We start from the raw sequence: 5,714 nt of genomic DNA, 5'->3' as shown, positions 1-5,714 counted from the left end.
AATCCGGCAGCGACCTACTCTCCCACGCGGTTTCCCGCGGAGTACCATCGGCTCTGGAGGGCTTAACTTCCGTGTTCGGGATGGGAACGGGTGTGACCCCTCCGACATTGCCACCGGAAAAACGAATGACGGTGCATACGAAGGGTAAGTTGCAAGCTTCCGCTTGAGTGAAGCTTCTTGGACAGAAGTCGAAGAAGCAATTGAAACAGCTGCCTTCCGGGCGGACGCGCATGTGGCGTCCTGGCCTCGGCCTTGGCCCCGAGTCCCTTACTCCCCTTGAGGGGGCATGCAAGAGAATGGGGGAAGTAAGCCTCTCGACTTATTAGTACTGGTTAGCTTAACGCGTTACCGCGCTTACACACCCAGCCTATCAACGTGGTAGTCTTCCACGAGTCTTCAGGGGCTTGCGCCCGGGATACCTGGTCTTGAGGTCGGTTTCCCGCTTAGATGCTTTCAGCGGTTATCCAATCGGCACATGGCTACCCAGCGATGCCTCTGGCGAGACAACTGGTACACCAGCGGTGCCTCCAACCCGGTCCTCTCGTACTAAGGTCAGAGCCTCTCAAGTATCCTACGCCCACAGCAGATAGGGACCAAACTGTCTCACGACGTTTTGAACCCAGCTCGCGTACCGCTTTAATTGGCGAACAGCCAAACCCTTGGGACCTGCTCCAGCCCCAGGATGCGATGAGCCGACATCGAGGTGCCAAACCTCCCCGTCGATGTGAACTCTTGGGGGAGATAAGCCTGTTATCCCCGGAGTACCTTTTATCCGTTGAGCGATGGCCCTTCCATTCAGGACCACCGGATCACTATGACCTGCTTTCGCACCTGCTCGACCTGTCGGTCTCGCAGTCAAGCTCCCTTATGCCATTGCACTCGACGCCCGGTTTCCAATCGGGCTGAGGGAACCATCGCGCGCCTCCGTTACTTTTTGGGAGGCGACCGCCCCAGTCAAACTACCCACCAGACAGTGTCCCAGTCCCGGCTTACGAGACGTGGTTAGACACCAGAAATCAGCAGGGTGGTATTTCACCGTTGCCTCCACCGAACCTAGCGGCCCGGCTTCAAAGGCTCCCACCTATCCTACACAGCCAATCCCTAGTGTCACTGTCAAGTTGTAGTAAAGGTTCACGGGGTCTTTCCGTCTTGCTGCGGGTAAACTGCATCGGCACAGCTATTTCAATTTCGCTGAGTCCCTCTCCGAGACAGTGCGGAAGTCGTTACTCCATTCGTGCAGGTCGGAACTTACCCGACAAGGAATTTCGCTACCTTAGGACCGTTATAGTTACGGCCGCCGTTTACTGGGGCTTCGGATCATCGCTTCGCCTTGCGGCTGACGAATCCCCTTAACCTTCCAGCACCGGGCAGGAGTCAGACCCTATACGTCGGCTTGTCGCCTTCGCAGAGTCCTGTGTTTTTGGTAAACAGTCGCTACCGCCATTTCTCTGCAACCTCTCTCGGCTTCGGCTGTACGCCTACACCTACCAGAGGCCCACCTTCTTCCGAAGTTACGGTGGAAATTTGCCTAGTTCCTTGGAGGAGAGTTCTCTCAAGCGCCTTAGGATTTTCTCCTCACCCACCTGTGTCGGTTTGCGGTACGGACACCCTGCAGACTCCCTGCGGGACTTTTCTTGGAAGCCGAGCATCAGCGACTTACCCCTTGCGGGGCGCCATGGGGTCTCGGGGATGACTGCCGCGCCTTTATTCGTACGCGACACCCCTACGCCTTTAGACTGACACAACCACCGGTCAGCTCGCCTAGCTTTCTCCGTCCTCCCTCAGTTCAACGTCTGCAAGATGGCGCAGGAATATTAACCTGCTTGCCATCACCTACGCCTTTCGGCCTCGGCTTAGGACCCGGCTAACCCTGGGAAGATTAACTTGACCCAGGAAACCTTGGGTTTACGGCGAGGGGGTTTCTCACCCCCTTTATCGCTACTCATTTCGGCATCAGCACTCCCAGTCGCTCCAGCGGCCTTTTCAGTCCACCTTCGCTGCAACTGGGACGCTCCCCTACCGCCATGCATGCCAAACATGCATGACCCGAAGCTTCGGCACTAGTCTTGAGCCCCGTTACATTTTCGGCGCGGCCTGTCTTGACCAGTGAGCTATTACGCTTTCTTTAAAGGATGGCTGCTTCTAAGCCAACCTCCTGGTTGTCAATGACTTGCCACATCCTTTCTAGTGTTCACTTAGACTAGATTTGGGGGCCTTAGCTGTCGGTCTGGGTTATTCCCCTCTTGCCAATGGACGTTATCACCCACTGACTGCGTCCCGGGATAACAATTGCCGGCATTCGGAGTTTGATACGGTTTGGTAATCTGGTGAGACCCCTAGCCGTTTCAGTGCTCTACCTCCGGCATTGAATTACCCGAGCCGATACCTAAATATCTTTCGGGGAGAACCAGCTATCACGGAGTTTGATTGGCCTTTCACCCCTACACACAGCTCATCCCAGAAATTTTCAACTTTCATGAGTTCGGTCCTCCATGCGGTGTTACCCGCACTTCAACCTGGCCATGTGTAGATCACCCCGCTTCGGGTTATAATACACGCAACTTAGCGCCCTATTCGGACTCGCTTTCGCTCCGGCTCCACCTAACGGCTTAGCCTCGCTACGTATATTAAGTCGCCGAATCATGATGCAAAAGGTACGCTCTCGCACTGGCTTGCGCCGTAGTGCTCGAACTGCTTGTAGACATGCGGTTTCAGGTTCTTTTGACTCCCCTCACCGGGGTTCTTTTCACCTTTCCCTCGCGGTACTTGTTCACTATCGGTCGCCAAGGAGTATTTAGGCTTACCGGATGGTCCCGGCAGATTCAGACAGGATTGCACGTGTCCCGTCTTACTTGGGTAACCCGCTCAGCTCCAGTTGGCTTTCGTGTACGCGACTATCACGCTCTTTGGTGCGTCTTTCCAGGACGCTTCCACTAGCCCTCCAGAGTCCTACCGCGGACCCGCTACCCCATCGCCATTTGCATGGCGCTGGTTTGGCCTCTTCCCATTTCGCTCGCCACTACTTTGGGAATCACTCATTGTTTTCTCTTCCTCAGGGTACTGAGATGTTTCACTTCCCCTGGTTTGCTCTGCAAACCTATGAATTCAGTTTGCAGTAACGCAGCTATTCGCCGCGCTGGGTTTCCCCATTCGGACATCTCCGGATCAACGTTTGGTTGGCAACTCCCCGAAGCTTTTCGCAGCCACCCACGTCCTTCATCGCCTCTTGGCACCTAGGCATCCACCGCACGCCCTTAGTAGCTTACTTGCCCTAATCTCTTGTCTAATGCCCGCCTCCCGGCGGATTTTCGAAACTCGGAGACCAAGGCCCAGACCTCTGCTCTTCGCTAGCAGGCCCGGAAGACATTCTTTATTGCTGTTTCTCACTGCTTCTTCTTGTGTGGGAGACTTCGCTTTTGCCCCACCCGGCTGCCTCGCGGCGCCAGGTGAGACTCATTTCGAAGTCGGCACTTCTGTTGAGAACTTCACTCAGCAGAAATTGCAACTTACCCTTCGTATGCACTTGTCAAAGAACGTCCCTGCGACTTCCAGGAAACTTGTGGAGCTGATCGGGTTCGAACCGACGACATCCAGCTTGCAAAGCTGGCGCTCTCCCAGCTGAGCTACAGCCCCGACTCTCGCGTCAGCACCAGTCACCCTTCGCTTCCCTCCAGTGAGGGAGAAGAGTGGTGGGCCTAGGTGGACTTGAACCACCGACCTCGCGCTTATCAGGCGCGCGCTCTAGCCAGCTGAGCTATAGGCCCAGGGGGCTAAAGCATCGGCGAACCCTACAGCGTCCTTCATTCTCAAAGAGCCGAGCCACCTTCGCTCAGTCCTTCAAAACCAAACAGCAAGCCCTTAGCGACATAATGGATTGTTTACCGGAAACATTGACCTAGAGATGACCTGACAGCCCGAAGGCTGCTGGTGTTGCCTACTCGCCCGAAGGCTGAGTCCAACACCCGGTCTCCTTAGAAAGGAGGTGATCCAGCCGCAGGTTCCCCTACGGCTACCTTGTTACGACTTCACCCCAGTTACCGAGCACTCCTTGGGCATCTCTTGGTGAGATGACTTCTGGAGCAATCGACTCCCATGGTGTGACGGGCGGTGTGTACAAGGCCCGGGAACGTATTCACCGCAGCGTGCTGATCTGCGATTACTAGCGATTCCTCCTTCATGGAGTCGAGTTGCAGACTCCAATCTGAACTGAGACCGGTTTTCTGCGATTAGCTCCCCCTCGCGGGTTTGCAGCGCTCTGTACCGGCCATTGTAGCACGTGTGTAGCCCTGGTCATAAAGGCCATGAGGACTTGACGTCATCCCCACCTTCCTCCGGTTTAACACCGGCAGTCCCTCTAGAGATCCACTTGCGTGGCAACTAAAGGCGAGGGTTGCGCTCGTTGCGGGACTTAACCCAACATCTCACGACACGAGCTGACGACAGCCATGCAGCACCTGTCTCTCGGTTCCCTTGCGGGCACTCCCTCATCTCTGAAGGATTCCGAGGATGTCAAGACCAGGTAAGGTTCTGCGCGTTGCGTCGAATTAAACCACATGCTCCACCGCTTGTGCGGGCCCCCGTCAATTCCTTTGAGTTTTAGTCTTGCGACCGTACTTCCCAGGCGGAGAACTTAATGCGTTAGCTACGGCACCGCGGGGGTCAACTCCCACGACACCTAGTTCTCATCGTTTACGGCGTGGACTACCAGGGTATCTAATCCTGTTTGCTACCCACGCTTTCGCGTCTCAGCGTCAGTTACCGTCCAGGTGGCCGCCTTCGCCACCGGTGTTCCTCCCCATATCTACGAATTTCACCTCTACTTGGGGAATTCCGCCACCCTCTCCGGCACTCAAGCTCTGCAGTTTCGGGCGCACTTCCTCAGTTGAGCTGAGGGCTTTCACACCCGACTTGCAAAGCCGCCTACACGCGCTTTACGCCCAATAATTCCGAACAACGCTTGCACCCTCTGTATTACCGCGGCTGCTGGCACAGAGTTAGCCGGTGCTTCTTCTCCCGGTACCGTCAAGGCAAAGCGTATTAGGCTTTACGGTTTCGTCCCGGTCGAAAGTGCTTTACAATCCAAAGACCTTCATCACACACGCGGCGTTGCTGCGTCAGGCTTTCGCCCATTGCGCAAAATTCCCCACTGCTGCCTCCCGTAGGAGTCTGGACCGTGTCTCAGTTCCAGTGTGGCTGATCGTCCTCTCAGACCAGCTACCCGTCGTCGCCTTGGTGGGCCATTACCCCGCCAACTAGCTGATGGGCCGCGGACTCATCTGGTTGTGATAGCTTGTATACAGAGGCCACCTTTTCCCTCAGTCTCCGAAGAAACCGTGGGCTTATCCGGTATTAGCCAATCTTTCGACTGGTTATCCCAGGCATCCAGGCAGATTATCCACGTGTTACGCACCCGTGCGCCGCTCTACTAAGGGTTGCCCCTATTCGCGCTCGACTTGCATGTGTTAGGCACGCCGCCAGCGTTCGTTCTGAGCCAGGATCAAACTCTCCAATTGTATTCTTGGTTTGCTTGAACCGGCGTTCCCCGAGACCCGGCTAAGGAGTCTCGGCTCGCTGATTCGTCGGCACTTCCCTCCTCGCTGCGCTTTTCAGCGCTGCTCTTGGAGGTGAAGATGCCCTCAAAAAATTGACTGCGGTTTCCGCAATCCATTACTGCTTGGGCTTGCTATTTGGTTTTCAAAGACCGAGCCGCCTGT

2 tRNA genes and 3 rRNA genes are annotated in these 5,714 nt (G+C 55.6%); all 5 read right to left on the bottom strand.

What is annotated here, in order from left to right:
• Position 1: 1 nt before the first annotated feature.
• A 5S ribosomal RNA gene (gene rrf, locus D7V80_RS39950) occupies positions 2 to 118 on the bottom strand.
• 183 nt (positions 119 to 301) lie between these two features.
• Positions 302 to 3,268, bottom strand: a 23S ribosomal RNA gene (locus D7V80_RS39945).
• A gap of 292 nt (positions 3,269 to 3,560) precedes the next feature.
• Positions 3,561 to 3,633 (bottom strand) — tRNA-Ala (locus D7V80_RS39940).
• Between the two features lie 54 nt (positions 3,634 to 3,687).
• Positions 3,688 to 3,764 (bottom strand) — tRNA-Ile (locus tag D7V80_RS39935).
• A gap of 211 nt (positions 3,765 to 3,975) precedes the next feature.
• Positions 3,976 to 5,513: ribosomal RNA gene (locus D7V80_RS39930) — 16S ribosomal RNA — on the bottom strand.
• Together the 16S, 23S and 5S rRNA genes with 2 tRNA genes alongside form the textbook arrangement of a ribosomal RNA operon.
• Positions 5,514 to 5,714: the final 201 nt, after the last annotated feature.

It is taken from the genome of Corallococcus sp. CA054B (assembly GCF_003611625.1).
GTDB classification, from domain to species: domain Bacteria; phylum Myxococcota; class Myxococcia; order Myxococcales; family Myxococcaceae; genus Corallococcus; species Corallococcus coralloides.
The sequence above is the reverse complement of the archived record's forward strand: the minus strand, read 5'-3'. Positions and strand labels throughout refer to the sequence as shown.